37 protein-coding genes are annotated in these 20,206 nt (G+C 66.4%); 15 read left to right on the top strand and 22 right to left on the bottom strand.

Going from position 1 to position 20,206, the window contains the following annotated elements; genetic code table 11:
* Window positions 1–99: 99 nt before the first annotated feature.
* Genes RZE79_RS17885 through RZE79_RS17850 form a run of 8 tightly spaced genes read right to left on the bottom strand, consistent with a single transcriptional unit; the run spans window position 100 to window position 3,958 of the window.
* Complete coding sequence (locus RZE79_RS17885) at window positions 100–435, bottom strand: helix-turn-helix domain-containing protein (protein ID WP_319355678.1); 336 nt, start codon at window positions 433–435, stop codon at window positions 100–102.
* On the bottom strand, window positions 428–709 hold the full coding sequence (locus tag RZE79_RS17880; protein ID WP_319355676.1) for a hypothetical protein: 282 nt from the start codon (window positions 707–709) through the stop codon (window positions 428–430). Before RZE79_RS17880 ends, RZE79_RS17885 begins: the two co-directional genes overlap by 8 nt.
* Complete coding sequence (locus RZE79_RS17875; RefSeq protein ID WP_319355675.1) at window positions 706–1,005, bottom strand: hypothetical protein; 300 nt, start codon at window positions 1,003–1,005, stop codon at window positions 706–708. Before RZE79_RS17875 ends, RZE79_RS17880 begins: the two co-directional genes overlap by 4 nt.
* Window positions 1,002–1,298: a hypothetical protein gene (locus RZE79_RS17870; RefSeq protein WP_319355673.1), complete on the bottom strand. Its 297-nt coding sequence runs from the start codon at window positions 1,296–1,298 to the stop codon at window positions 1,002–1,004. Before RZE79_RS17870 ends, RZE79_RS17875 begins: the two co-directional genes overlap by 4 nt.
* Window positions 1,295–1,729 carry a hypothetical protein gene (locus tag RZE79_RS17865; protein ID WP_319355672.1) on the bottom strand — a complete coding sequence of 145 codons (435 nt, stop codon included), beginning with the start codon at window positions 1,727–1,729 and terminating at the stop codon, window positions 1,295–1,297. Before RZE79_RS17865 ends, RZE79_RS17870 begins: the two co-directional genes overlap by 4 nt.
* The gene (locus RZE79_RS17860; RefSeq protein WP_319355671.1) at window positions 1,726–2,544 is read right to left on the bottom strand and encodes a hypothetical protein; all 819 of its coding nucleotides are present in this window, start codon (window positions 2,542–2,544) and stop codon (window positions 1,726–1,728) included. The genes RZE79_RS17865 and RZE79_RS17860 overlap by 4 nt, the downstream gene beginning before the upstream one ends.
* Window positions 2,541–3,224, bottom strand: a complete 684-nt coding sequence (locus tag RZE79_RS17855; RefSeq protein ID WP_319355670.1) for a zinc-finger-containing protein — start codon at window positions 3,222–3,224, stop codon at window positions 2,541–2,543. The genes RZE79_RS17860 and RZE79_RS17855 overlap by 4 nt, the downstream gene beginning before the upstream one ends.
* Entirely contained in the window at window positions 3,221–3,958 is a 738-nt protein-coding gene (locus RZE79_RS17850; protein WP_319355669.1) for a hypothetical protein, read from the bottom strand. The genes RZE79_RS17855 and RZE79_RS17850 overlap by 4 nt, the downstream gene beginning before the upstream one ends.
* Before the next feature lie 29 nt (window positions 3,959–3,987).
* Here RZE79_RS17850 and RZE79_RS17845 point away from each other — a divergent pair, with 29 nt between their 5' ends.
* Window positions 3,988–4,647, top strand: a complete 660-nt coding sequence (locus RZE79_RS17845) for a hypothetical protein (RefSeq protein ID WP_319355667.1) — start codon at window positions 3,988–3,990, stop codon at window positions 4,645–4,647.
* Window positions 4,648–4,718: 71 nt separating this feature from the next.
* On the top strand, window positions 4,719–5,360 hold the full coding sequence (locus tag RZE79_RS34775; protein ID WP_373696486.1) for an HNH endonuclease: 642 nt from the start codon (window positions 4,719–4,721) through the stop codon (window positions 5,358–5,360).
* 52 nt (window positions 5,361–5,412) lie between these two features.
* Here RZE79_RS34775 and RZE79_RS17840 read toward each other — a convergent pair whose 3' ends face one another.
* The 12 genes from RZE79_RS17840 to RZE79_RS17785 all read right to left on the bottom strand — a co-directional run bounded on the left by RZE79_RS17840 (window position 5,413) and on the right by RZE79_RS17785 (window position 11,098).
* Window positions 5,413–6,132 (bottom strand): hypothetical protein, encoded by a 720-nt coding sequence (locus tag RZE79_RS17840; protein ID WP_319355666.1) that lies wholly within the window; start codon window positions 6,130–6,132, stop codon window positions 5,413–5,415.
* A gap of 114 nt (window positions 6,133–6,246) precedes the next feature.
* Window positions 6,247–6,534, bottom strand: a complete 288-nt coding sequence (locus tag RZE79_RS17835; protein ID WP_319355665.1) for a KTSC domain-containing protein — start codon at window positions 6,532–6,534, stop codon at window positions 6,247–6,249.
* 22 nt (window positions 6,535–6,556) lie between these two features.
* The gene (locus RZE79_RS17830) at window positions 6,557–7,675 is read right to left on the bottom strand and encodes a hypothetical protein (protein WP_319355663.1); all 1,119 of its coding nucleotides are present in this window, start codon (window positions 7,673–7,675) and stop codon (window positions 6,557–6,559) included.
* Between the two features lie 8 nt (window positions 7,676–7,683).
* Complete coding sequence (locus RZE79_RS17825) at window positions 7,684–8,616, bottom strand: YqaJ viral recombinase family protein (protein WP_319355662.1); 933 nt, start codon at window positions 8,614–8,616, stop codon at window positions 7,684–7,686.
* Window positions 8,613–9,431, bottom strand: coding sequence for an ERF family protein (locus RZE79_RS17820; RefSeq protein ID WP_319355660.1), 819 nt, complete (start codon window positions 9,429–9,431; stop codon window positions 8,613–8,615). The genes RZE79_RS17825 and RZE79_RS17820 overlap by 4 nt, the downstream gene beginning before the upstream one ends.
* Window positions 9,428–9,667 (bottom strand): hypothetical protein, encoded by a 240-nt coding sequence (locus tag RZE79_RS17815; protein ID WP_319355659.1) that lies wholly within the window; start codon window positions 9,665–9,667, stop codon window positions 9,428–9,430. Before RZE79_RS17815 ends, RZE79_RS17820 begins: the two co-directional genes overlap by 4 nt.
* A complete protein-coding gene (locus RZE79_RS17810) occupies window positions 9,664–9,936 on the bottom strand; it encodes a hypothetical protein (RefSeq protein WP_319355658.1) in 273 nt (90 codons plus the stop codon). The genes RZE79_RS17815 and RZE79_RS17810 overlap by 4 nt, the downstream gene beginning before the upstream one ends.
* Entirely contained in the window at window positions 9,933–10,139 is a 207-nt protein-coding gene (locus RZE79_RS17805; protein ID WP_319355657.1) for a hypothetical protein, read from the bottom strand. Before RZE79_RS17805 ends, RZE79_RS17810 begins: the two co-directional genes overlap by 4 nt.
* Window positions 10,136–10,552 carry a hypothetical protein gene (locus RZE79_RS17800; RefSeq protein ID WP_319355656.1) on the bottom strand — a complete coding sequence of 139 codons (417 nt, stop codon included), beginning with the start codon at window positions 10,550–10,552 and terminating at the stop codon, window positions 10,136–10,138. Before RZE79_RS17800 ends, RZE79_RS17805 begins: the two co-directional genes overlap by 4 nt.
* On the bottom strand, window positions 10,549–10,779 hold the full coding sequence (locus RZE79_RS17795) for a hypothetical protein (RefSeq protein WP_319355655.1): 231 nt from the start codon (window positions 10,777–10,779) through the stop codon (window positions 10,549–10,551). The genes RZE79_RS17800 and RZE79_RS17795 overlap by 4 nt, the downstream gene beginning before the upstream one ends.
* Entirely contained in the window at window positions 10,776–10,901 is a 126-nt protein-coding gene (locus tag RZE79_RS17790) for a hypothetical protein (RefSeq protein WP_319355654.1), read from the bottom strand. The genes RZE79_RS17795 and RZE79_RS17790 overlap by 4 nt, the downstream gene beginning before the upstream one ends.
* On the bottom strand, window positions 10,898–11,098 hold the full coding sequence (locus RZE79_RS17785; protein WP_319355653.1) for a hypothetical protein: 201 nt from the start codon (window positions 11,096–11,098) through the stop codon (window positions 10,898–10,900). Before RZE79_RS17785 ends, RZE79_RS17790 begins: the two co-directional genes overlap by 4 nt.
* A 159-nt stretch (window positions 11,099–11,257) precedes the next feature.
* Here RZE79_RS17785 and RZE79_RS17780 point away from each other — a divergent pair, with 159 nt between their 5' ends.
* Window positions 11,258–11,584, top strand: coding sequence for a hypothetical protein (locus RZE79_RS17780; RefSeq protein WP_319355652.1), 327 nt, complete (start codon window positions 11,258–11,260; stop codon window positions 11,582–11,584).
* On the opposite strand, the gene RZE79_RS17775 is transcribed toward RZE79_RS17780, so the two are convergent.
* Window positions 11,564–11,875: a hypothetical protein gene (locus RZE79_RS17775; RefSeq protein ID WP_319355651.1), complete on the bottom strand. Its 312-nt coding sequence runs from the start codon at window positions 11,873–11,875 to the stop codon at window positions 11,564–11,566. The two genes, RZE79_RS17780 and RZE79_RS17775, sit on opposite strands and share 21 nt — an antisense overlap.
* 19 nt (window positions 11,876–11,894) lie before the next feature.
* Window positions 11,895–12,641: a S24 family peptidase gene (locus RZE79_RS17770; protein ID WP_319355650.1), complete on the bottom strand. Its 747-nt coding sequence runs from the start codon at window positions 12,639–12,641 to the stop codon at window positions 11,895–11,897.
* Between the two features lie 87 nt (window positions 12,642–12,728).
* Between RZE79_RS17770 and RZE79_RS17765 the strand changes: the two genes are divergently transcribed.
* The 12 genes from RZE79_RS17765 to RZE79_RS17710 all read left to right on the top strand — a co-directional run bounded on the left by RZE79_RS17765 (window position 12,729) and on the right by RZE79_RS17710 (window position 20,111).
* Window positions 12,729–13,001: a YdaS family helix-turn-helix protein gene (locus RZE79_RS17765; protein ID WP_319355649.1), complete on the top strand. Its 273-nt coding sequence runs from the start codon at window positions 12,729–12,731 to the stop codon at window positions 12,999–13,001.
* Between the two features lie 172 nt (window positions 13,002–13,173).
* Entirely contained in the window at window positions 13,174–13,353 is a 180-nt protein-coding gene (locus tag RZE79_RS17760) for a hypothetical protein (RefSeq protein WP_319355648.1), read from the top strand.
* Window positions 13,354–13,380: 27 nt separating this feature from the next.
* Window positions 13,381–13,698 carry a hypothetical protein gene (locus RZE79_RS17755; RefSeq protein WP_319355647.1) on the top strand — a complete coding sequence of 106 codons (318 nt, stop codon included), beginning with the start codon at window positions 13,381–13,383 and terminating at the stop codon, window positions 13,696–13,698.
* Window positions 13,692–15,440, top strand: coding sequence for a DUF4942 domain-containing protein (locus tag RZE79_RS17750; RefSeq protein WP_319355646.1), 1,749 nt, complete (start codon window positions 13,692–13,694; stop codon window positions 15,438–15,440). The genes RZE79_RS17755 and RZE79_RS17750 overlap by 7 nt, the downstream gene beginning before the upstream one ends.
* Window positions 15,440–16,627, top strand: coding sequence for a site-specific DNA-methyltransferase (locus RZE79_RS17745; protein ID WP_319355645.1), 1,188 nt, complete (start codon window positions 15,440–15,442; stop codon window positions 16,625–16,627). The genes RZE79_RS17750 and RZE79_RS17745 overlap by 1 nt, the downstream gene beginning before the upstream one ends.
* On the top strand, window positions 16,624–17,004 hold the full coding sequence (locus tag RZE79_RS17740; RefSeq protein WP_319355644.1) for a hypothetical protein: 381 nt from the start codon (window positions 16,624–16,626) through the stop codon (window positions 17,002–17,004). The genes RZE79_RS17745 and RZE79_RS17740 overlap by 4 nt, the downstream gene beginning before the upstream one ends.
* Window position 17,005: 1 nt before the next feature.
* The gene (locus RZE79_RS17735) at window positions 17,006–17,959 is read left to right on the top strand and encodes a hypothetical protein (protein ID WP_319355643.1); all 954 of its coding nucleotides are present in this window, start codon (window positions 17,006–17,008) and stop codon (window positions 17,957–17,959) included.
* Window positions 17,956–18,198: a hypothetical protein gene (locus tag RZE79_RS17730; RefSeq protein ID WP_319355642.1), complete on the top strand. Its 243-nt coding sequence runs from the start codon at window positions 17,956–17,958 to the stop codon at window positions 18,196–18,198. The genes RZE79_RS17735 and RZE79_RS17730 overlap by 4 nt, the downstream gene beginning before the upstream one ends.
* On the top strand, window positions 18,195–18,923 hold the full coding sequence (locus RZE79_RS17725; protein WP_319355641.1) for a hypothetical protein: 729 nt from the start codon (window positions 18,195–18,197) through the stop codon (window positions 18,921–18,923). Before RZE79_RS17730 ends, RZE79_RS17725 begins: the two co-directional genes overlap by 4 nt.
* Window positions 18,920–19,183, top strand: coding sequence for a hypothetical protein (locus tag RZE79_RS17720; RefSeq protein WP_319355640.1), 264 nt, complete (start codon window positions 18,920–18,922; stop codon window positions 19,181–19,183). The genes RZE79_RS17725 and RZE79_RS17720 overlap by 4 nt, the downstream gene beginning before the upstream one ends.
* Window positions 19,180–19,614, top strand: a complete 435-nt coding sequence (locus RZE79_RS17715; RefSeq protein ID WP_319355639.1) for a hypothetical protein — start codon at window positions 19,180–19,182, stop codon at window positions 19,612–19,614. The genes RZE79_RS17720 and RZE79_RS17715 overlap by 4 nt, the downstream gene beginning before the upstream one ends.
* On the top strand, window positions 19,611–20,111 hold the full coding sequence (locus tag RZE79_RS17710; RefSeq protein WP_319355638.1) for a hypothetical protein: 501 nt from the start codon (window positions 19,611–19,613) through the stop codon (window positions 20,109–20,111). Before RZE79_RS17715 ends, RZE79_RS17710 begins: the two co-directional genes overlap by 4 nt.
* The last annotated feature ends 95 nt before the right edge of the window (window positions 20,112–20,206 follow it).

The raw sequence follows: 20,206 nt of genomic DNA, 5'->3' as shown, positions 1-20,206 counted from the left end.
ATTGGCCTGCCCGGAGGGGATCGAACCCCCGACAACCTGCTTAGAAGGCAGCAGAAATACAACACTGACAACGACTTAGCGGTTTGCGACCCGTTTTCGCTACCCGGTGAGAGGAATGAGGTCAGGCCGGGGCCTCGTTCGGCTGTTGTTCGCGGCCTTGCGGCGGCTGGGTTGCGCGATGAAGGCGTGAGCACCGGCAGCGTGTTCGGCGGGCGGTGCTGGCGCCGCAGGGGCGCGTAGTGCCGCCTTCAAGTTCGCGAGCGCTTCGAGGCGCAGAGCCTCGAACAAGGCGTCCTCAGGAAACAACCATTCGCGGCCGTACTGGATGCCAGGCAACCGACCGGCGCGCGCGGCGACCTCCACCGACTGCGCTGTGCAACGAAGCAGCTCTGCCACTTCGGTCGACGTGAGCAGCCGCACACTCAATTCAGGCATGTTGTGTGTCCTTCAATTTTCGATTTGCTGTGCGTGGTGCGCGTCGGCGCACCAGTTGGTTTTCGTTGGGTGGCACCGTGTCGTCGCCCGCCGGCGCCGGGGGCATCTGCGGCTCGGGGTCGCCGCAGATCCAGACCAGCGCCTGGCGCGGCAGGGTGCGCTCGGCCGGGAAGGGCCAGCCCGGGGTGTGCGTGCGCAGGCGCACCAGGTCGCCGGTGCGCTCCAGCTCGACGCCGAACTCGTCCTTGCCCTTGACCTTGTAGGTGCGCGTCACGCTCGGGCTCCGTAGCTGGTCGGCGCGAGCGCGTCGCGCATCCGGCTGCGCTTCGTGTAGAGCGCGCCGCGTGTGAGCGGCGGCCGCGGCGCGTTGGGGCCAGGGCCCGCAACGTAGACCGCGATGGGCTTGCCGCCGCGCGGCTGGGTGAGCCATTCGCCGATGTGCGCTTCGCGCCCGACTGTCACCAGCGCGCCCAGCTCCACGCAAACGGTCCTTCGACTGCGCTGCACGCACTGCGCGACCTCGGCCTGGGTGCCCGGCAGTGCCTGGATGATGATGTCGCGGCAGCTCATGCGTGGTCGCTCCCGTCCAGTCGGGCGCCGATGGCGCGGCAGACCTCGACTCGGTCGTCGCTGTGCAGCACCGGCATGCCGATACCTTCCACGGTTCGCCAGTGGCCCAGGGACGAGCCAGGCTGCCGGCGACCGTCGTAGACCACCAGCACGCCGCGGTACAGCCAGCGGTTGGGCTCGCCGGTCGGGTCCATCGGGTACCGTGCGGCGTCGGTGCGTGGTAGAGCCGCGGCCGCTGCCTGGGCGGGTGGCGCGGCCTTTGGCTCAAGGTCTGCGAATAGATCGAAGGTCATGGCTGTGGCCATCCCTTTGCATCCATCGAGAGATGCGCCAGGCGGTTGGCTTTTGCATCCGCGAGTGCGTTGTGCGGCAGTTGCGAGACGGCATCGATATCCCGCCGCACTTCCATGAAGAGCGGCGGCGTGTTGATGCGACGGCCTGGCCCTGTGATCAGCACGCGGCAGAAGTGTTCGATGTCCTCAGGCCAGTCGGCGACTACATGGATGAAGGTGTACAGCGACAGCCACGCCTGCAGGCGTTGCTGCAACAGCGGGAGCGGGATCGGCGCCTGCCCCAAGATCGGCATGACGTTCGCAGCCACCCAAGCGCCGGGCTCAGGGCACTCCAGCACCTCGTAGAACTCGCGGCCCACTTCGTCTACCAGTGCCAGCGAGATCAGCGCGCCCTGGAACTCGTTGAATTCGGTGTCGATCCAGAGCTTCACAGCATCGCTCCCTTGGAAGGGCTCGTCGTTGCCTGAATGGGGGCGGCAAGGACGAGCACTGCCCGGGCGAACTGCAGCACACCAGGCTTGCCCGCGTGGTACTGGGTGCCGAAGCCGGCTTCCGGGTACTTCGATGGCGACTCGCTGAAGAAGCGTTCACCAGCGTTCAGCGCCAAGATGGCTTCATCGGTCACGGCCTGCAGTGCTGCTGCATGTGCGGCGGCGTTTTGCGCGGCGCCGGCCAGCCAAGCCTCCCATGCCTCTTTCAAATCTTCGCCCGCCTCGCGGTCGATGTTCGCGCGTGCTTTCTCCCGAAGGATCTCTCTATGCGGATCGGGAGTGCCTTCCACCCAGTGGTCAAGGAAGGCTTCGAACTGCCCTGCTTCGGCCCTCACATTCGCGACGAGCGCGTCCTGCTGGGCAAGGGCGGCGGACCATCGCGCACCTTCACCGAAAGCGATGCGCTCATCGCGACTCTCGGGGAACATGCGGCAGGCCTCGCGATTCACGAGAATGGCAAATTCCCGCGTCACCCCCGCGCTCGGTGCGGCCGGTGTCGCGACGAGCGGCAGTCGGTAGGCGGCGGCGCTAAGCAGATCGCGAGCATGGCTCCCGATGCCGTGCGGCACCAGCGCGCCCCTCGCATCGAGGTTGAGCAGGGCTTGGATGCATCGCACCAGGTGGGCGTTGTCGCCCTTGAACTTGTCGGCGACGGGCGCCGCATCCGTCTCGAGCGCGGGCCGGGCGGTCGCAACCGCGCCGCGCGGCGCCCACGGCAGGGCTTCGGATTCGCTGGTTTCAATCGAAATGGTCATGCTGTCTTTTCCTCCTGGTGTTCGGCGATCCATCGCCGCACGGCGCGCGCGGCGGCGACATAGGCATCGCTCGGGGTCTTCGTGACTTCCTGGCCGGGCCGGTACGTGCGCCAGATGTCGTCGCGCAGTGGCTTGGGTAGGGTGAACCAGTGCGGGCTGCATCCCCACATGGCCGGCGGGACGTCGCGCTCGCAGCCGGGCCAGTGGCAGGTGTGGCGTTGCTTCGGTGCTGGGCCGCGCGCCCGAATCGCCGCCACGACGGCACGGCACTGCGCGACACCGAACCACGCGATGTGGCATTCCTCGACCTTGGCGATGCCGAGCGCGGCGGCGAGCCAGCCGTAGGCGGCGGTGCGGGTCATCTGGGCCCGGTCGCCCTCCCACAGCGGGTTGAAGGCGGCCTTGGCCGCCTTGCGGGCGGCGCGGATCTCGGGCGTGGCCAGCGTGCCGAGCGGAATGCCCGTGAAGGGGTGCAGCCCCACGTAGGAATCGCAGCCGGTGCACATGAGAGCCCAGGGCCATTCCCCGTGCTCACGTCCGTAGATGCAACTGTTCGAGTCGATAAAGACCGGCGAGCGGCAGTTCGGGCAGCACTCGGGCACGGGCAGTGGGTTTCTCACGCGCGCGGTGGCGCTGCGCGACGGGTTCCACGGGGTGATCGGGTCGCGGGGAGCGTTCACGGCTTTAACCTCCGAAATTCGACAGTCCACACCCACGGGTTGTCGGCGGCACTGCCGGCTCCGTTGATGGCGCTCCAGAGCGCCAGGTAGGCCTCGCGTGCGCTGTTGTGAATGGGCTCTCCGGAAATGGCATCGAGATACCGAACCCATCGCAGGGGGCCGGCGTAGCGCTCGATGCCTTCCGCCATGCTGTCGGCCTCGCTGATGCTCAGCAGGCGCTCGATGCGCACGGTCGTGATCTCGAGCAGGATGCGGCTCGCGGCGCGTGGCATGAAGATGGCTGGGCGCTTCCACCACCTCGGTGTGACGCCGCCGTCGCGTTTGCCGCCGAGCGGCTGTGGCCGCGGGCCATCGGCGGCGTAGAGGTAGGTCTTGCCACACTCCAGCGTCATGTCCACGAAGTGCCACTCGTCGCGGCCCTTCTTGGCGCTGTAGCGGGTTTCCCAGCGGCCCCAGGCGTAGAAAGTCTCGCGGCCCCAGAGACGGTCCCCGGGTTGCCCGTATGGGCAGCGCATCGGGCTGCTGCGGCGCTCCCAGGCCCCGTCACGCCGCTGGCCTTCCAGCGTGTAGAGGCCCGGGGCGTAGCTGTACACGGCCAGACCTGAGAAGCCGAGGTTCAAGCCGGCGGGCACATTGCGCCACTTCACGCCCCGCCGTGTCTGCGTCTTTGGGTTCGCGTCGCGCAGCGTGGCGCGCGCCATAGGTGCGCTGAAGAGGATGGGGCGCTCGGTCATACTTCGGGCTCCCAACCTCGGAGGGGTAGATGCGGAAGGAACTCGGAACACCAGGCGCGGTCGTCGGCGCCCTCGCGCTGGTGCTGCTTTTTGGCGGCCTTGCTCTCGCGATCTACCCGGGCTGGGACGCGATTGGCATATGGGCGTCGAAAAGCGATGCGCCTGCTTGGGTGCAGGCTGTCGGGTCGCTGATTGCGATCTCGGTCGCAATCGCCGTGCCGGCAGGGCAGTACAAGGGAGAGTCGCTGCGTCGGTCGCGAGAGGAGGCCGCGCACCGCGCTAGGCAGGTCGGAGTGCATGTGGCCATCGCTGAGCGAGCGATGGGCGCGCTTCAGCGAGCTGAGGCGCACGTCGCCCGCAATGTCGGCTTCGGGGATGACTGGAGTTCCACTCTGTCGCTTGTCGATGAGGCTGACCTTGAGGTTGCGCGATTGGGCCAGCTCCCATTTCAAGATTTGCCGAGCTACGAGGAAGTCAGGACGGCATACAACCTCCTTGATGCGCTTCGGGAGGCCTCTGCAGAAATGCGTCAACTGGCCAAGCGTCGCGACAAGACTTTTAGCGTTTCCATGGCGCAGCGCCAGGCGTTCACTTTCGCCCTCGGAAAGGCCCAGATTTCCTACGGCACGCTTGCGAATCAGTACATCGCAGAGATTACGCACGCGCAGGCGCGCAAGGCTACGAACTGAGATCATGCTGGCACCTCGTTCCATTCGCGGCCGTCCAGCAGTCGGCCGCCGTGCGAGCGGTATGCTGGCGCATGGCTCAAACCCCCGAAGGTGCACTGAAGATCGCGGCCAAGAAGGCCGGCTTGGAACTCTCCGAGTTCCTGGAGCGAAAGGCCGCCGGCCTGAAGCGCTGCACGTGTTGTAAGGAGTGGAAGTCGATCGCCCTTTTTGATGCGGATCGATCTCGACATGATGGACGCACGGCGAGCTGCAAGACCTGCCGACGCGCTCCAGACCCGTACTCGTCGCTGCGGGGACGGGTTTCCACGTTCAAGGGGCGCACGCACTCGCCCGAGGCCCGAGCGGCCATGAGCACAGCGGCGAGAGCACGGCCGAGCCAGCGCCTGGGGAAGCGGCATAGCGCAGAGACAAGAGCCCGAATCAGCAAGATCGTGAGAGAGCGGGCACCGCGCGGAGCCCAGTGCCACAGCTATGTCGACGGTAAGAACGCCGAGCGACATGGGGAACGACTCACCGAGGCCTACAAGCGCTGGCGCTACGACGTAATGCTCCGGGATCTCTTCACGTGCCAGCACTGCGGTGACGCTCGTGGCCGCAACTTGAACGCGCACCATCTCAAGCCATTCGCCAGCTATCCTGAGCTGCGCTTGGATCTTGCGAACGGGATCACTCTTTGCAAGCCGTGCCACAAGGCGGTGCACGCAGCAGAGTAGCCGTGTGGAGTGGGTGGCCCACTCGATCTTGGTGTTCTCGCTCATGGCCGCCTCAGTCGAATTGCTCGGCTGCTGCCGCTTCCACGTCGTCGGCGTCGATGTCGATCTCCAGGCGCGTGCGGCCGACGTACATGGACATCAAAATCGCATCGAAGCGGCTGATGACGTCGGGCCGCGAGGCCGGGGTGATCTGGCGGCCGTCCAGCTTTAGGGCGTACACCTCTCCCTCTTTCAAGATCGATAGCCGGTACTGCGCCTGGTACTTGCCGTCTTCTCGACTTCTGCTGCTCCCGTAGCCAGAGGATGATCCGGGAGCGGGGTCGCCGTGCAGGTACAGGTAGTGAGTGCCGTAGTCCGACGTTTCCAGCAGGGCGTAGAACGGCTCGTGTTGGTCCTTGCGAAAGCCGACGCGCGCGTGCTGCATCAGTTCGGACAGCTTCACCACTGCCGGCACATCGGGCAGAGCCTCGCCCGCGACCTTGCGCAACGCGGTGTTGATGGACTCGGCGTTCATGCCCCCGACCAGACTGGCCAGTGACTGGTTCAGCACCTGCTGGAACTTGGCGACGTCGTCGACCGCCAGCCCGTGAGGGAGCACAGCTCCGAGCTGATTCTTCAAGGCCTTGCGGAATTCGCTGTTGTAGCCCGTCACCTCGCTGATCGCGTCCTTGATGGCCTCGGCGAGGTGCTTGTCGAGGATTGGGCCCAGCTTCTCGGGCGTCAGTGCGGCAGCGACGGCTGCCTCGAGGTCGAGGTTGATTCGGATTTCCATGGTGTTCACCTGTGGTGTGCGAGGAATGAAATTGGGTGCCGCTTGCGCGGGCCGGCCGGGAAGGGAGGAGGGATGGAGGAGGAGCTGCCCGGCCGACGAATCACCCGAAACTGGTCAAGCGGCCTTGGGCGGCGCGAACTTCTTGAAGGGCCGCGTCTTGATGTGCTTGCCGAAGAACGTGCCGATGGATTCGGCAGCGAGAAAGTCGGCGTGCACCTTGGCGTCGACGCCCGGGTACTGGTAGACGGTGCCGGGCCCGCGGGTGAAGGTCACGGCGAGGGTCTTGCTGCCGGCGTCGTAGCCGATGGAGGCCACCTGCTGAGACTTCACGGGCTTCATCGCGATCACGATGAGTTCGGCTTCGTCGTTGTGGGCGGCGGGTGCGGAAGTGGTCACGGGCATGGTTGCTCCTGGTGGTGGACGGTCAAGCGGCCAGGCGCAGCGCGTGCGCGGCCTTGGCTTCGGTGGCGCGGCGCGCGAGGGCGTCGCAGATGGCGGGGAACTGGTGCTCGTGAAAGAGCGTGGCGCCGCGCTCGCGGGTTGCGGGCTCGACGCCCAGGCCCCGCAGCTGCTCGGCGGTCAACGTGAAGCCCAAGCGCGCGGCGATGTCGCCGATGCGCAGAGTGGGGGCGCCGGCCGGCGCGGCCTCGTTGGCGGCCACGGCGCCCGCGGCGAACTGGCGGACCGGCACGGAGGCGGGAGCGGGGTCCGTCGCATGCGTGATGCGACCGCGCGAAGGCGCAGCAACTGCCGGTGGCTGGCTCGGTGGCTCGGCCGACGCACTCGTTTCGACGGCTTCTTCCTGCGCTGCAGGTGCCGCGGCGGGCGTCGGTGCGGGCGCTGGCACCGGGGCCGGTGCTTGTTGGCGTCTCAGTTCCTCGAGCTGGGCCTGTAGCCGCTCGTTCTCAGCGCGCAGCTCTTCCGCGGCGGCGCGCTCCCGGGCGTCGGCGATCATCTTTTCCAGCGCGCGGATGGTCACGTCCTTCTGGGCCGCGGCGCGCACCGTGAAGTCTTCAAAGACAGCGGCGCTCACGTCGATCTCGCGCACGTAGGCCAGGCCGGCTTCGATTCGTTCGATGGGCAGGCCCTCGGCCTTGGCCGCGTAGCCTTCGATCTTGGCGATGGCGTCCAGGTACCCCTGCGCGCGCTCGGCTTCCTTTCGGTCGCGCTCGGCCTTCTCGGCGGCGAGCTTGTTTTCATGCACCGTGATCTGCTCATCGACGGCGGTTTCGATGGGCTTCACGATCTCGATCAGGCGCGCGGCCTCTCCATCGACCACCTTCTTGCAGTCGTTGAGCTGTTCCTTGGTCCTGTCGCGCAGGCGCTGCAGGGCAAAGCGGCCCGATTCGCGCAGCTCGAGCCGTGCGTCCTTGGCGGACTTGAAGCCCTTCGGCGTGCTCATGTCGAAGGCGACATCGCGGTACCGCTCCGCGAGGGTCTTGACCTCGGTTTCGAGTGGGGAGAAGAGCGCGAGCGCGGCCTGCGCAATGGTCTGCGGCTGGGCGGCAACTGCGTTCGGGGTGACGGTGGAAAGTTCGGACATAGGGCCTCTCAGAAGGGGTTGTCGATGACTGCATTGCCGGCGCGCACAAGCGGCGCGGGGTCTGCGAAAAGGGTGGGTTGGGGGGCGGGCATGGCCTCAGCGGCAGCGGTGCTGGTGCTGGTGTCGGCGGCCGGGAGCGATGCCGCTGCGACCTTGTCGGCGCCGGACATCTTTTTCGGCGTGCGCAGGATCTCGAGATAGCTCTCGACGAGCCGGCTGAAGTCGATCAAGTCCGCTTCGAGGGCTTCGATGGCGTCCTCGTTGCGGTAGATGCGCTTCACGAACAGGTCTTTGCCGACGGGCTCCAGCCAGGGGCAGTACACGACCAGGTCGCACCACTTGCGGCCGGTGATCCACAGGCCGCCGTTGATCTGGTCGAGGTACTCCAGGTGAGCCGTCTCCGGGCTCGCCCAGACCTGGCCCAGCTTGTCGCAGGCCAGCGGGCACTTGATCTCGACCATGCCGTCGTCGTCGATCAGGCCGTCCGAGGAGTACCCGAAGCGCTCGTCGTCGGTCAGGATCAGGCTGACCTCTTCGACCATCGCGCCAGTGCGCACCTCGTAGACCATGCGGGCCCTGGGCTCGAGGTCGCGGCCACGGCGCATCGCGTAGGTGACGAACGTGTCGTCGAGCGGCTCGCGGCTGATCGTCTCGAACGCGACCAGCCAGGCGTACTTGATCGCGGCCGCGCCTGGCTCCGTGGTCGGCTCACCGTTGAGGGCCTTGGTGATGGCGCCGGCCGACGGCTTCATCTTGTAGCCCGCCTTGGCGCGCGCGTCCGGTTCGTTCATGCCCAGCTGCAGCGCCTCGACGTAGAGGCGCTGCTGGTCGGTGAGCCCGCCCACGCGCTCTCTCGCGTCGGAGAAGCGCGATGCCGTGGGCACGCCGCAACGCGCGCGCAACCAGTCTTCGCTCCCCTGGGGGTAGTTCAGCAGGATCACGGACGAACTCCTGCCTTCAGCCGCTGGCGATGGGCGATCACCGCATCCTTGAACTCGGTGTAGAGGTCGCGGCGCTGTGTCGCCGCCAGCGCGCTCGCCCCTTCCGCCCACAGCGCCGCGGCTGCCTTGTCGGTCTTCGTTTCGCGGAGGCGATGGAACAACGAATCGGTGAGTCGGTCGGCGTCGGTCGCTTGCCTCACGTCGCCAGGGTCGGCGCCGGCGCCGGCGCCGTTGCCATCGTCGTCGTTCTCGCCGATGGCCACGTTGAAGATCAGCTTCAGCAAGTAGCGCTGGGAGTAGGTCATCGCCGAGCCGTGGGCGTGGGTCTTCGTCATGACGTCGCCGCCCTTGGCGCCTTTGCCGTCGGCCGGCATGTCGCACTTGTAGGTGCGCACGTGCCCGGCAGCGTGCGACACGTAGCACAGCACGCGGATGTGGTTCTCCTTCGGGCTGTCGTCGGTGTCGAAGCTGAGCGCGAAGCCGTTCTTCGTGTAGATGGGGCGCAGGGCGCGGTTGAGCTGCGCGTAGCTGGCGTAGGTGCTGCGCGTCTGCGGATTGACCGCGTCGGCCGAGATCGGGCCCATCGCGGCTTGTGCCTTCGTCATCGCCGCGTTGAACTTTTGTTCGTTGGCGCGGGCGTGCATGCGCTCGTGCATGTTCAGCAGCCGCTCCATCTTGTCGACGTCGACGTTCGGGTCGTTGGCTGCGGCAGTGATGGCGTGCATCACCGTCGCTATCTCGTTGCGCGGCGCCAGGATCACGGGCGCCTTGGTCACGAGAACCTCGGGCTCCGAGTGAGCGAGTGCGGCGCTCACTTCGCGATGCCCCACAGAGAGAACCAAGAATCGCGTGGGCCTTCGCCGTACATGCCGAGCAGCACGGCGGCCAGGATCAGCAGCAGCACCAGTGCGCCGACATAAAGGTTGTCGCGGCCGGTGGACGGAAACCAGAGGCCGCCGATGGCCTCGTCGTTGGCGGCCGGCGGGAAGCCGGGCGGCGTGGTGGCGGCGCCGGTCTGCGGGCGCGGCGGGTGGACAAGGCGAACGCTCACGATGCGATCCTTTCGAAGATGAGAAGGGCGATGACGAAGAGGCCGGCGAGGGCGGATACCGCGATCACCGCTGCTTCTTCAACCTGCTGGCGGCGCGGCACTTCGACGAAGAGGCGCGCGGTGCTGGAGCGCTGCCCGGGGCCGAAGGCGTCTTCGAGCGAGCGGGGGAGGCAGCCGGGGCGGTGGTCGTCCGCGTTCACGGTGCCCACCAGCGTGGGCTGGTCGGCGGGCGCGGGGACGAGGGGGAAGGCGTAGCCGAGCTGCTTCACTGGGCGTCTCCCTTCATGGCGCGTTCGATACGCTCGGCCGCTTCCTGCATGCGCAGCGCCGAATCTTCGAATGCGCGCACGAGACGTTCCGCCGTGCCTTCGAGCGACGAGGCAGCGCGGCGCATTTCGTCGGCGGCCTGCTGCATGTTGTGGCCGGCGCGGGCAACGTCTTCCGCGCCCACGAGGGTGATGTGGCCGCTCATGCCGCGCTCCCGGTGGCCTTGGCGATGGCGGCGCGAGAAAGCGCACGGGCCTGTGCCTTCTGCTCTGCTTCGCACGCACGGCACCACGGGGCCAAGCGGCTTGGCTGGCCTGTCTTGGGCTGCGACCGGAAAAAGCCGGTATCAGCAGGCCATTCTTCGTTGCAGCGTGTGCACAGCTTCTCCTCCGGCGCAGCACCGACGCGCAGTCGCTCAGCCACGGCGCCCGTGATCGAGCTGCTATTCAACTGGCCGCACAAGACCATCGCAGTCAGCTCGTCGGCGCAGTAGAAGGTGACGCGGCATTCGTCGCTCGTGCCGACAATGTCGAACACACTCGATCCATCGGAGAGCACGCGCTCGCTGATGTCCCACGAGATCACCGCAGCGTCCGGCGTGTGCTGCGCGGCGCTCACGATGCTTTCCCCTCGGCGTTCACGGGCTGTTGCGCCTCGCGCTCCAGCATGTCCTGGTGCTGGGCCGCGAGCTTTTCGAGCAACTTCGCGCGGGTCTTGGGCTTGCTCTGTAGGGCGCAGAAGGCGAGTTCGATGCCGTCGGCGGTCGAGCCCTGGAAGTCCATCACCATCGTCAGGGTGCGGAGCTTCATGGTCATCGGAATGGCTGGCTTGCGGGCGGTGCTCATGCTGCGCACCATCCGAAGTGAGCCGACATGGCGCGCACGCGGCGCGCATCGGCGTAACGCTGGCGCAATGCCGCGATCTGGCGCTGCAGCTCCAGCCCGTGGGCGATCAGCGTCGCCATCATGCGAGCCTCGCCGAACGGTTGTGCGACAGATCGAGGTTCAGCGCGGCCAAGGCCTGCGTGCGGTCGAGCGCACCGGTGTCCTTTGCGGCCGCATAGCCGCGGTCGAAGGCGATCAGCTGTTCTTCGCTGAAATCGGGGCAGGGGGCCGGCAGTGCTGCTGGCCGGGTGAGGGCTGTGTGCCCTGGGTTGCTGTGCATTTGCGCTCCTCATCGGCTCGAAGTGGCCGTGAGCGGTAATTTAGCGAAACGCAAAATGAAGGTCAATAGCGAAACGCGAAAAGTTTTGCGATACTTTGACCGCCCGGCTTGGTTGGGCGAAAAAAAACCCGCGCGGCGCGGGCGAAGAAAAGGATGTCTATGGAGCAGTCAGCGCGTGCGCAGGAGTTCCTGCGCTCCCTCGACCCAGAGGGTTTGAAGGTCGGCGATGGAGGCGACCATCTGCCGGTGTGGATCGGCGTAGATGCCGAGGCCGGGAGGGTCTACAAGGTCTATGCCAGCGGCCTGGCGACAGGCTTTGGCGATGGCCGCCTGGAAATCACGAATGGTCTGCAGCTGGCGCAATGGCGAGTGCGGCAGGGTGCCCAGGTCACAGCGGGCCGTCAGATCGTTTTGGGTGGTGAGAGCGGTCTTCGAATCGTCGAGGCCGACGCAACACCGATCAGGTCAGCGCGGAATCCACTCTGACATCATGGTGCTGCGGGCAACCCCGTGACCGTCCCCGCCCAGCTCGTTCTGCTTCGGCGCGCGCATCACATACAGGCGATCTGGCCCCGATGCCTGTGCCTGCTTGCTCGCCTTCGCCCTCGCTTCGCTGCGAGTGCTTTCGACCATGTTCAGAATCACCTGTTCGGCTACTTCATCGATGAAGAAGTGGGTGCAATTCACGCATTCGAAGCGCTTCCCGCGATGAGGTCGCTGCGTCTCGACGTAGCTGGCGGGACGGTTGCAAAGAGGGCAGGGCTCTACGCCTGGCATGGTCGTCCTTTTAAGGTGATCAGTACTGTTCGCTCTTCCACACGGTCAGGATCTTTCCGATCACGTGGAAGTCGGGGTTTGCAGGGGAGATGTCGTAGGGCGGGAAGTCTTCCTTGTTCTTAGAGTGAATGCGCAACACGAAGCCTGGCTTGTCGAAATTGGGCACGCGCTGAATGATCTTGATGTAGCCCTGGTCGCCGATCCGAAAGAAGTAGATTCCCTCATGGTCGACCAGCTTGACCCCTCGATCCATGAGCAACGGGTCGCCAGGATTGAACATCGGTTTCATGGACGGGCCGAACCCAGTGACGATGCACAAGTTCTGCAGGCTGGTGTAGACGGGGACGTGCACCCTCAGCCACTCGCGGTCGACTCGCCAGCTCTTGATTTCGCCCGAAGTCTCGCCATCGAGAACCAGGCGTCCGCGGGTGTCCATGCCGCCGCTGATGTCGTACTGGACGATCACAACCTCGTCGGCGGTCGCGTGCGGGGCGGCGGCGGGCGTTGCTGGAGCTACGGCGTTTCCGTTCGCGTTGTGCTCTGTATCCAGCCAACCTTCCGGCTTGCCGGCGGCGACCTCGATACGGCGGGCCGTCTCTTTACGCATGCCACGAGGCTTGCCAGTCTTCGAGTCCTTGGCGCCATCGCGGAGGTTCGCGAACTGCGCGAGCGACATCGCAACTAGTCGTGCGGCTTCCGCTGGGCCTCCTGCCTCCTTCTCCACGAGCTTGAGGTTCAGGCGTCTGATTTCGTCGATGTCCTTCATGGGCAGGCATTCGATAGCAAAACGCGAAAAGCGTATATGCGCGTTGCGCTATTGACGCTTATTTTGCGTAACGCTAAAGTGCAGGGTATGGACCTTCGCACATACCTTTCCGCCGCCCGTCGTGGCGAGGCTTCTCGCCTGAGCAAGAAGATCGGCGTTTCGCCCGTCTTGATCTCGCAGTGGGCCTCCGGCACCCGTCCGGTGCCGGCCGAGCATTGCCCAGCCCTCGAGCTTGAGACAGGCGGCGCAGTGAACTGCGAGGCGCTCAACGCGAGCGAACCGTGGCGCCGCATTGCTGACAAGTCCTGGCCGCACCCGAAGGGGCGCCCGGTGCTGGATTTCGCGCAGCAGGGCGCCTGACCCGTGAGCGAGTTCGAAGCCATAGGCGCGGCTGCGCTCTTCATCGTGATCGTCGGCGTGGTGCTCTGGTGCGCCGGCGTCCTCAACGTGTCGATCGATCGCGACCAGGACGGGGAGGGCTGATGCGCTGTTCCGCCACACCTCACCACCTCATTCCTTCGAAGGCCCGCTGATGCACGTCAAGTCTCTTTCCACGCTCGCTCACGCCGAAGTCGTCGAACTCGCCACGCACGCGGCCGAGCGGGGCGACGACATCGCGCACGCCAACCCGTTTCCGTCGGGCTGCTGGCGCCACACCGTCTTCCGCGACGTGTTCTTCGCGCGCACCGCCGACCTCCAGCCGGTCGGCTGACCACTTCAACCCAACCAGCAATTCCAGATGTCCACCATCGACCATGACCAAGAGCCGGCTTTCGCCCGCGGCATCGCCGGGCCGCTCGGGAAGCTGACCGAAGACCTGAAGACCAAGGTTGACGAGACGACTCACAAGATATTCCTGCAGCACTGCGCCGCGAGCGACACGGACACCTCCACGCTGTTGCGGGACTTCGTTTACATGTGCAGCTACGGGAAGACCTGGCGCCAGATGGTTGCGGAGAGGCTGATTCATGACGGGGAGCGTACCGACGCGATGCGCAAACTGACAGGGCCTTTTGAGGGCCCCGAATTCGGCGCGAAGGGAGCGCGCGCATGCTGATGCAGTGCACCGATGCAGTACTCGACGACGGAACGCCGTTCTTCGCGCCTGCCGCCACCGATGCGCTCGAGCCGCTGATAGGCTCCTACGAGTTCCATCGCCAGCGTATCGCGGATGTCTCTGCATTCCTGGGCGGCGACGTGCCGCGCAGCGTGATGCACTACTTCCTCGATGGCAACCGCAACGAGGACCGCGGGCGCCACAGCCTGGAGGTGTCCGCTGAGCAGCTGTTCGACCAGGACGGGGCCGTCAGCGCGCTCAACGCGGCGTACTGGAGCAAGGCGCTTCAGCTGACCGACGTTTTGGACATGATGCCCCAGCAGCGGCGCAACGAGTGGAATGAGCAGATGCGGGCTCCGCGCGGCCAGAAGAAGGACTGGCACGCCGTGCGCCGCGAGCGGGACCAATGGCCCGAGCGTTTCGATGCCGCCGGCAACTACCTCGATCCCGAGCAGCAGTGGGCGATGCGGCCGCTACCGGACTTCACCGGTGACACGGTGCGCAGCACGTTGTCGTCCCTCATCAACATGCGCTCGCAGTTCCTGGCCGAGCGGGTCGACGGCATCTTCCGTGCGCTCTCCGGCGGTCACGTGACCAACGTGCCCGAGGGCTTCGGCCGGCGGATGATCATTGCGCGCATCCTCACTTGTTACGACACCGTGGAAAGCTCGCGGGTCGGCTACATCAACGACCTGCGCTGCGTGATCGCGAAGTTCATGGGGCGTGGTGAACCCAGGTATCAGGCCAGCGACGAGGTGGTCCGCATTGCGCGTCAGCGCCGCGGCGAGTGGTTGCTGATCGACGGCGGCGCGCTGCGCATTCGTGTCTACAAGGTGGGGACCGCCCATCTCGAGGTGCACCCTGACATGGCGTGGCGCCTGAACATGGTATTGGCTCACCTGCACCCACTCGCGATTCCAGCGCAGTTCCGGATGAAGCCGAAGAAGCAGCCGAAGGCCTTTCGGATGATGGGCCGGCCATTGCCCTTCGCCGTGGTCGAAATGTTGACGCGCATGCGCATCGTGCGCGAGCGCATTCCGGACAGCTTCCCGGAGCGGCATCGCGAGGTGCGCAACGCCCGTGCTTTCGACTTCGGCGAATACGACGCGGCAGTCCGCGCCGCAGCCGAAAAAGTGCTGATGGCGGTCGGCGGCACGCCCGCCGTGCTCGGCAAAGCCTTCGACTACTTCCAGTTCGACTACGAGCCCGGCGACGTGCTCAACGAGATCATCGCGAGCGGCTGCATTCCAGACCAGAAGTCGCACCAGTTTTACCCAACGCCTGGTCCAGTGGCGCGCGCAGCTGTCGAGCTGGCCGACGTGCAGCCTGGGCACGCCGTGCTCGAGCCCAGCGCGGGGCAGGGTGCGCTCGCCGAGCACCTCACAGCTGGCGACCTCACCTGCATCGAGATCGCGCCATTGCACTGCGAAATTCTGCGTGCGAGAGGATTCAACGTCGTACAGGCGGACTTCGTTCTCTGGGCAGACGCTCAACATCCCGACGGCGCGCGCTTCGACCGGATCGTCATGAACCCGCCCTACAGCGAGGGCCGCTGGAAGCGGCACACAGAGCGGGCGGCTGGGCTGCTCAAGCCGCGCGGCGTACTGGTGGCGGTGCTGCCTGCATCGGCGCGCGGCAAGGCCTACCTGCCCGGCGGCGCGACGCACTGGTCGGAGGTGCTCGAGAACCAGTTCGAAGGAACCACCACCGACGTGGTGTTGATGAAGTGGGAGGCATCTTGATGGACTGGCTCAACCGCTGCCACTTCGGGGACGTGCGTGTCGTGCTGCGCCAGATGATTGCTGACGGCGTGCAGGTGCATGCCATTGTGACCTCTCCGCCGTACTGGGCCCTGCGTTCCTATCTTCCGGATGGGCACGCCGACAAGGCGTTCGAGATCGGCAGCGAGCCCACGCTGCAGGAGTTCGTCGCGACCATGGTTGAGGTGTTCGACCTGTGCCGCCGGGTGCTGCGCGATGACGGAACCATGTGGATGAACATGGGTGATAGCTACGCCACAGCTTCGGGGCCGCAGCCGAGCGACGGCGGCGATGTCGGCCGTAGGGAAGGGCAGAAGCGCAAGCCAGCGCGAGGCACCTTGAAGCCCAAGGATCTCGTGGGGCAGCCGTGGCGGCTCGCGTTCGCATTGCAGGATGCCGGCTGGTGGCTGCGCCAGGACATCGTTTGGCACAAGCCGAACCCGATGCCCGAGAGCGCGAAAGACCGCTGCACGAAGGCGCACGAGTACCTGTTCCTGATGGCCAAGTCAGAGCGCTACTACTGGGACTTCGACGCGATGCAGGAGCCCGTGACCGGCGGTGCGCATGCGCGCCGCTCGGCTGAGGCATTGGGCCTGAAGCGACCCGGCTTTGGGCACGGCTACGACGCAGAGGCGAAGCCACGCTACAAGACGCCGGACGGCTGGGCCACTCACGCAGGCTCGCACGGCGCCTTTCACAAGGACGGCCGAGAGAAAGGGCTGTACCCGGCGCTTCCGCCAAAGCGCGCGGAGGCTGGCAACGACAGTGCCTACGGCGACGGCAAGAGTGAGCGCATGGGGCGCGGCCCAGGCTGGCGCGCGCGCAAGTTGGCTGAAGCTGGAAGTGGAACGAAGTTGAACGCCAGCTTCGACGAGGCCGTCGCAGACCTGGTGGCGACGCGCAACCGCCGCAGCGTCTGGACGATCCCGAGCGAGCCATACAAGGGCGCGCACTTCGCCACGTTCCCCCGTGCCCTCATCGAGCCTTGCATCCTGGCCAGCTGCCCGGCCGGCGGCATCGTCCTCGACCCATTTTTCGGTTCCGGCACCACCGGGCAGGTCGCCCAGCAGCTGGGCCGTCAGTTCATTGGCATTGACCTCAATGCAGCGAACGAGCCGCTTCAGGCCGACCGCCTGCGTCAGCAATCTCTTCGACTGGAGGCCGCGTGACTGCAGCACTGACCATCAAGCGTCCACTTCTGGTGGCCCGGCAACACGCCGCACAGTTCACGCCGGCCTTCATGGCCTACCTGCCCGAGAACCTGCATGTCTACGACGCCTTCGAGAGCGAGGCCATGCGCGTGGCGCGCCGCGGCTTCGAGCACTACAGCGCGCGCACCATCATCGAGGTGCTGCGCCACAACTCGGCGCTGGCCGAGCGCGCGGGCCCGTGGAAGCTGAACGACTGGCACACGCCATACCTGGCGCGCCTGTTCGCGCTGCTGAACCCGGCTTTCGCCGGCCTGTTCGAGTTTCGCGTCACGAAGGCCGTGGGCCGCGGCCGCGCTGCTGCAGCGAATGATCCATCGATGGGGGGCGCGGACTGACGTGACGAAGACAGTTCCATACCCCGCAGACACCCGCGCGAAGGGCTGGCGCTTCGAGCTGGACCACGAGCGCATCGAACAGTCGGACACCTGGGCATTGGCGCCCGCCGATGTGCGCCCATGGCTGCTGATGCTGTGGCTCTCGGCTTGGCGCCAGGAGCCCTGCGGCTCGCTGCCCAACGAAGATGAGCTGATCGCGGTGCGCATCGGCATGCCCATGAAGACCTTCGCCAAGGTGCGCTCCAAGCTCATGCGCGGCTGGTGGGAGGCCGAGGACGGCCGCCTGTACCACGACACGGTCACGAAGCGTGTCCTGGAAATGCTGTCCGCCCGCGAGGCGGAGCGCCGCCGGAAGGCTGAGTACCGCCAACGGAAGGAGGCGGAAAGGACGGGTCTGTCCCATGGGACAGCCGACGGACACCAGCAGGACGACACCCGGAGTGACACCGGGAGAGACGGCACCGGAACCGGAACCGGAACCAGTACCGGTAAAGAAGAAACCACCACCACCTCCCGAACTACGGCCGGAGAGGTGGGGGGTGATCGGCAAAGCCCAACGAAGGCGGGGTCCATCTGCAAGGCCATCCGAGCGAAGGGCATCGCCGATGTGGGCCCGTCGAACCCGGAGCTTCTGGCCCTCATCGCCAAGGGCGTGCCCGTCGAGACGTTCGAGGCCGCGGCCGAAATCTGCGCCAAGGCCACGCCTCCCAAGGGCTTCGCCTATCTGCTCGGCATCGTCAAGCGCCAGCTCGGCGAGGCCGCGGCCATCGCTTCCGGCGTCGGCATGCCCGCGAAGCCCTGGGACGAGTCCCGCACGTCCATCGAGGCGAAGGGCGAGGAGGTCGGCGTGGGCCGTTGGAACGAGCACGACCTGAGCGTCAACCGCGAAACCTTTCCCCAGTACACGGCCCGCGTGCGCCGGGCCGTCGAGCAACGACAAGGAGAACCCGCATGACCAGCATCGCGCACGTCGCCTCCATCGCACTCGGCGCTCAGCGCCGCCTGCACGTCCTCTCGTGCGCCGAGCGCCAGCTGCGCGGCCAGGGGCAGCTGTCCACCGCGGCCGCGCACGGCATCAGCGCCTACCGCGCTGTCGAGCGCAGCAGCCTCGACGTTTGCGCCGAGAACCTCGCCAACCTGGCTCCGGCAAACGACGGTGCCTTCACCCCAACCCCGGAGCCCGAACTGGCATGACCACGCGCCGCCCCAAGTTTGAATTCGACGCCGACGAGGTGTTCGCCCGCATCCGCACCAAGCCGGTTCGCTGGAATGACCTCGCAAGGACCAAGACTGCACGCAGCCAACTGCGACCGATCATCGACAACCTGCTGGCCAGCGGCGCCGTCAAGTTCGTGCGCCTTGGTGGCAGTCGGCACCTTGCTGCAGCAGCTTGGAACCCGTCGAAGCAGGAGGAGCTGGACGAGATCTACGGGCGCTGCCGGGCGGTCGACGGCTGCATGCTGTGGACCGGGCGCATCGACCCTGACCGTGGTCCGGCCATGTACGCCGCATGGGGCGGAACCGAGCGCTCTGCTCGTCGGCGTGTCTGGGGAATCCGGCAGCGCAAGCTCGACCGCGCGAGCACCATTGCGATGACCTGCGCCAACCCCTCCGACTGTGTGCTGTTCGAGCACATGCAGCGTTCCAACAGCGGCGCGAAGATGAAGGGCAAGCCCAAGACCCTGCTACACCGGATTGCCATCGCGACAGCGAAGCGCAAGACCTCGGGAAAGCTCACGGACGAGAAGGTCGCGCGCATCCTCGAGGGTGATGAGAGCACCAGGTGCCTCGCACGTGAGCTGGACGTGAGCCAAGCCACGGTACAGGCAGTGCGCTCGCGTGATCGCTGGCGCAGCTACCGTGCGACGCCGTTCTCTGGCCTCGACGCCGCCAACGATTCGGGGAGGCGCCGCGCATGAGCTGCCCGAACTGCGACCTGGCTGCCGTGCGCGCCGATCACCCGGGCTACACGGCCAACTGCCGCGAGTGCCTTGCCCGTGGCATTGCCAACGGCCCCGAGTTCTGGCGCTCGCGCCAGGACGGTGCCATGAGGCCCGAGTACGTCTCCGCGCTCAAGAGCATCTGGGGCGAAGACTGGGAGGCTGGCAACGCGGCTGTGAAACCGGCGCACGTGCGGTTGCGCGCGCTGCGCACTTCGCTGCAGGGGGCGCTCCTGTGACGGCGCGCATCCTTGGCATGGACCCTGGCGCCAGCACGGGGCTGGCCTGCTACGAAGACGGCGTGCTGACTTGGCTGCGCACCATCGAGCCGCACGCCATCGATCACTTCCTTCGCGACCTGATGCCGGCGCGCGTGGTGTTCGAAGACAGCCGTCTCGAGAAGCGGGCGTGGAATGCGCGCACGAAGAAGGACTACGGCGCGGCGCTGGCCACGGCTCGTTCGCTGGGCCAGGTGGACGCCTGGTGCAGCTTGATCACTTCGATCTGCGCCAACCTGGGCATCCCTGCCCACGGTATCAGCCCGACCGCGAAGGGCGCCAAGTTGGACGCGGCCGCCTTCGCCGTCGTCACTGGCTGGACCGCGCGCAGCAACCAACACGAACGCGACGCCGCGATGCTGGCGCGCCTTTACCGGAGATCGATTCGATGAGCGACCTTGCCCTGCATGTTGTCTGGCCGGACCAGGAGCGTGCGCGCTCCAGCTTCCTCGAGCGCGTGGCTCCGTGGTGCAAGCAGCAGTGGGCCGCTGGCCGCCGCCTGGAGCTGGAAATCCGGTTGCACGAGGACGCCAAGACCGACCGCCAGCGGAAGTACTACCACGGCGTGGTGCTGAAGACGATTGCGACCCAGGCGCGGCCGCAGGGCGCGCAGTTCCCGCTTGCGGTGTGGAAAGAGCATTTCCGCGCCGAGTACCTGGGCCACAAGACCGTCACGACGAAGAACCCGCTCACCGGCAAGAAGGTGCGCCGGCGCGAGCGTGTCAGCACCGAAGACCTCGGCGTGAAGGGCTACAGCCAGCTCATCGACCGAGTGAGCGCCTTCGCCGCCACCGAGCTGGGCGTGAGCTTCCCCGCCAGCTACGAGCAATGGGAGCGCATGCAGGTGGACCCGGACACCGGCGAGATCGTCGGGGCCATCACCGCATGACAGCAGTCTTCATCGCATGGATGCACGACCCTTCGCCACTGGTCGGCCTGGGCGTCATCGTGGGCCTGATCGTCGCCATCGTTGAGGAGTGGTGG

The sequence above is a fragment of the Variovorax sp. EBFNA2 genome, from assembly GCF_033802765.1.
Lineage (GTDB): Bacteria > Pseudomonadota > Gammaproteobacteria > Burkholderiales > Burkholderiaceae_C > Variovorax > Variovorax paradoxus_H.
Note: the sequence above shows the minus strand (reverse complement) of the source record. Positions and strands in the feature narration are given on the sequence as shown.

Excerpts from the sequence above, each read along its gene's own strand:
- RZE79_RS17885 (WP_319355678.1), bottom strand. The coding sequence starts at position 435 with ATGCCTGAATTGAGTGTGCGGCTGCTCACGTCGACCGAAGTGGCAGAG.
- RZE79_RS17875 (WP_319355675.1), bottom strand. The coding sequence starts at position 1,005 with ATGAGCTGCCGCGACATCATCATCCAGGCACTGCCGGGCACCCAGGCC.
- RZE79_RS17870 (WP_319355673.1), bottom strand. The coding sequence starts at position 1,298 with ATGACCTTCGATCTATTCGCAGACCTTGAGCCAAAGGCCGCGCCACCC.
- RZE79_RS17860 (WP_319355671.1), bottom strand. The coding sequence starts at position 2,544 with ATGACCATTTCGATTGAAACCAGCGAATCCGAAGCCCTGCCGTGGGCG.
- RZE79_RS17850 (WP_319355669.1), bottom strand. The coding sequence starts at position 3,958 with ATGACCGAGCGCCCCATCCTCTTCAGCGCACCTATGGCGCGCGCCACG.
- RZE79_RS17845 (WP_319355667.1), top strand. The coding sequence starts at position 3,988 with ATGCGGAAGGAACTCGGAACACCAGGCGCGGTCGTCGGCGCCCTCGCG.
- RZE79_RS34775 (WP_373696486.1), top strand. The coding sequence starts at position 4,719 with ATGGCTCAAACCCCCGAAGGTGCACTGAAGATCGCGGCCAAGAAGGCC.
- RZE79_RS17840 (WP_319355666.1), bottom strand. The coding sequence starts at position 6,132 with ATGGAAATCCGAATCAACCTCGACCTCGAGGCAGCCGTCGCTGCCGCA.
- RZE79_RS17835 (WP_319355665.1), bottom strand. The coding sequence starts at position 6,534 with ATGCCCGTGACCACTTCCGCACCCGCCGCCCACAACGACGAAGCCGAA.
- RZE79_RS17830 (WP_319355663.1), bottom strand. The coding sequence starts at position 7,675 with ATGTCCGAACTTTCCACCGTCACCCCGAACGCAGTTGCCGCCCAGCCG.
- RZE79_RS17805 (WP_319355657.1), bottom strand. The coding sequence starts at position 10,139 with ATGAGCGGCCACATCACCCTCGTGGGCGCGGAAGACGTTGCCCGCGCC.
- RZE79_RS17795 (WP_319355655.1), bottom strand. The coding sequence starts at position 10,779 with ATGAGCACCGCCCGCAAGCCAGCCATTCCGATGACCATGAAGCTCCGC.
- RZE79_RS17790 (WP_319355654.1), bottom strand. The coding sequence starts at position 10,901 with ATGATGGCGACGCTGATCGCCCACGGGCTGGAGCTGCAGCGCCAGATC.
- RZE79_RS17785 (WP_319355653.1), bottom strand. The coding sequence starts at position 11,098 with ATGCACAGCAACCCAGGGCACACAGCCCTCACCCGGCCAGCAGCACTG.
- RZE79_RS17780 (WP_319355652.1), top strand. The coding sequence starts at position 11,258 with ATGGAGCAGTCAGCGCGTGCGCAGGAGTTCCTGCGCTCCCTCGACCCA.
- RZE79_RS17775 (WP_319355651.1), bottom strand. The coding sequence starts at position 11,875 with ATGCCAGGCGTAGAGCCCTGCCCTCTTTGCAACCGTCCCGCCAGCTAC.
- RZE79_RS17770 (WP_319355650.1), bottom strand. The coding sequence starts at position 12,641 with ATGAAGGACATCGACGAAATCAGACGCCTGAACCTCAAGCTCGTGGAG.
- RZE79_RS17765 (WP_319355649.1), top strand. The coding sequence starts at position 12,729 with ATGGACCTTCGCACATACCTTTCCGCCGCCCGTCGTGGCGAGGCTTCT.
- RZE79_RS17760 (WP_319355648.1), top strand. The coding sequence starts at position 13,174 with ATGCACGTCAAGTCTCTTTCCACGCTCGCTCACGCCGAAGTCGTCGAA.
- RZE79_RS17755 (WP_319355647.1), top strand. The coding sequence starts at position 13,381 with ATGTCCACCATCGACCATGACCAAGAGCCGGCTTTCGCCCGCGGCATC.
- RZE79_RS17750 (WP_319355646.1), top strand. The coding sequence starts at position 13,692 with ATGCTGATGCAGTGCACCGATGCAGTACTCGACGACGGAACGCCGTTC.
- RZE79_RS17745 (WP_319355645.1), top strand. The coding sequence starts at position 15,440 with ATGGACTGGCTCAACCGCTGCCACTTCGGGGACGTGCGTGTCGTGCTG.
- RZE79_RS17730 (WP_319355642.1), top strand. The coding sequence starts at position 17,956 with ATGACCAGCATCGCGCACGTCGCCTCCATCGCACTCGGCGCTCAGCGC.
- RZE79_RS17725 (WP_319355641.1), top strand. The coding sequence starts at position 18,195 with ATGACCACGCGCCGCCCCAAGTTTGAATTCGACGCCGACGAGGTGTTC.
- RZE79_RS17720 (WP_319355640.1), top strand. The coding sequence starts at position 18,920 with ATGAGCTGCCCGAACTGCGACCTGGCTGCCGTGCGCGCCGATCACCCG.
- RZE79_RS17710 (WP_319355638.1), top strand. The coding sequence starts at position 19,611 with ATGAGCGACCTTGCCCTGCATGTTGTCTGGCCGGACCAGGAGCGTGCG.